1 protein-coding gene and 1 pseudogene are annotated in these 2,229 nt (G+C 46.3%); both read right to left on the bottom strand.

What is annotated here, in order from left to right; genetic code table 11:
- Positions 1-21: 21 nt before the first annotated feature.
- On the bottom strand, positions 22-1,575 hold the full coding sequence (locus BZG79_RS15285) for a methyl-accepting chemotaxis protein (RefSeq protein WP_077774832.1): 1,554 nt from the start codon (positions 1,573-1,575) through the stop codon (positions 22-24).
- 111 nt (positions 1,576-1,686) lie between these two features.
- A pseudogene (locus BZG79_RS17020) lies at positions 1,687-2,229 on the bottom strand (transporter substrate-binding domain-containing protein); the annotation flags it as partial.

The following is a 2,229-nucleotide window of genomic DNA, read 5'->3' as shown; positions in this document are numbered from 1 at the left end:
TTGCTACAGTTGATTAAATCGCTAGGTTTTAAACTTCTCCATTTGCCCTTTGATATCCTCACTGAGCGTCAGCACTTTATCAGTGCGCGTGGCATTATCTTGCGCCCCTTCTGTAACCTGATTAGTCGCTTCTGAGGCCTCGTTAATCGCTTGGCTGACTTCATCGATGGCCTGACGCTGCTCATCGGTTGCTTGCGAAATCTGGCCGCTACGCTCAGAAATATCCGTAATGGTTTCGCGCACTTGGCTAACGGATTCTTGTGATTCTGATACGCGCCCTGCGGTGCTTTCTAGAATGCTACTAATACGATTGATTTCTTTTTCAACCGATTCCGTTGCGTCACTCAGTGACTTAATGTTGGATTGGATTTTCTCAGTCGATTCGCTGGTTTTCACTGATAAGCTACGCACTTCATCGGCGACAACCGCAAACCCTCGCCCTTGTTCGCCCGCTCGTGCCGCCTCAATCGCGGCATTCAATGCTAATAAGTTTGTTTGTTCTGAAATATCGTTGATCACGTTGACGACATCTGAAATTTTCTCACCCTCTTCTAACAGCTTGTGCATTTCAGTATTCACATTTTCCATCTCAGTGCGCATGTTAATAATTTCAGACGCTGAACTTTCAATAGTGCCGTAGACTTGATTGACAAGGTCGGTTGCATTGGCAGCATGTGTCGCTGCATCATTCGCTGTATCCGCAACCGTTGCGATCGACTGATTCATTTGTGTTGCGGCCGCAGCGACGGTAGACAGGCTCTGTTTTTGCTGTTCTAAACGCTCGGCGTTGGTTCGTGCCATTTGTCCACTTTCTGCTGAGACGCTGGCGAGATTAATCGATGCCTGTGTCACTTCATTGACGATCTCACGAAGAGAGGCGGTGAAATGATTAATATGTTCGGTTATCTGAGCAAATTCTTTATACTTTGGCGCGGGGATAACTTTAGAAAGATCACCATCGCCACTGGCCAATTCACGAACTCTAGCAGTGAGATCATTGAGTGGTTTCACCACCGTTGCAGTGAGTGCCAGAATTAGGAACACAATAATGACAAGATCAAGCACTACGAGTTCGATAACGCTTCGTTTCAGTGTGTCTGCTAGTGCGGCTTCTAATCGCTCAGTGTTGTAGAAAACTTGCAATGTACCGACTAGATTGGTTTCTCCATATTCTGTAAATGACAGCTCGTTCTCTTTCAGCATCATCGACTCGTACATCGATTTTTCACCATCACCAATCGTTTTTGCCTGCCTTTCACCGTCTTCGCCACTGTCTTGGCCAAGACGCAAAAACACAATGGCTTCGCCTTGTTTATCAAGCACTCTTACCGCTTTTATATCTGGCGCTTTGAGCTCGGCAGAAATGGATAACTTCGCCGCTTCCAAATCAAAATCCCAAATCGCTTTTGGGAGACTGAGGTTCATTCGGTTGGTGGCGTTAGCCACGGTGGTTTCAAGCGCGCTACTCAGTTCCTTTTTCGTGCTCTGGTAATCAATATAACTTGATATGCCTAACACGATAGAAACAGCAATAACCACTTGAGTGACAAATATTGCTTTAAGACTCTTAAACATAGCGCTACTCTTCCATTTGTCTTTGCCGCACGATCCATTTCGATCGCTTTTATTGGTAAGGGAGATTATTCGCCCAAACGTTCTTTCATTATCTGTTCGATATCGATTNATATGGAGTTGTTTGTCGACGAGAAGCTTTTTGTTCATTTGTAGATTGGCTTTTACTGCACTAAGGGCAGGATCATTCTCTTTGAGGTAATCCAGAACGTTGGCATCAACCACCGCGAGAGGGATACGCTCTCGGCCCACTTTTTGTAGGTTTTGGGTATCGCTGGTGACGTCGGAGGATTTTAATGAGCCATTCGCAATACGGGCATCTAATTCCGGTGTGTTGACGTAACCACGGACGACACCAATCGTGTGAGGTGCAAGATCATCAAGCGTTGACCATTCGATAGGGCGGTTAACGTTTTCAACAAAACCCAGTGGCCCGGTTCCTATAGGATCAGAGAAAATGAGATCATCTGTCCCATAGTGATACTCTGGGAAGTACCCTGCATATTTGGCATCGTTTTTTACCAGGTACACGGTGCGCGACCAAGGATAAAACTCGACATTTAGCTCATGACCCATGGCCTGAACCGCTGCGCGCACAACAGCGACAGAGGCGCCTTGATCCGGTAAGTTTTACCAGAATAAGGGGGCCATTCAAGA

Origin of the sequence: Salinivibrio sp. MA427, assembly GCF_001996115.1 — a bacterium.
GTDB lineage: Bacteria > Pseudomonadota > Gammaproteobacteria > Enterobacterales > Vibrionaceae > Salinivibrio > Salinivibrio costicola.
This window is presented reverse-complemented; position numbering and strand designations above follow the sequence as displayed.

Coding starts and splice junctions, on each gene's coding strand:
- BZG79_RS15285 (WP_077774832.1), bottom strand. CDS start 1,575: ATGTTTAAGAGTCTTAAAGCAATATTTGTCACTCAAGTGGTTATTGCT.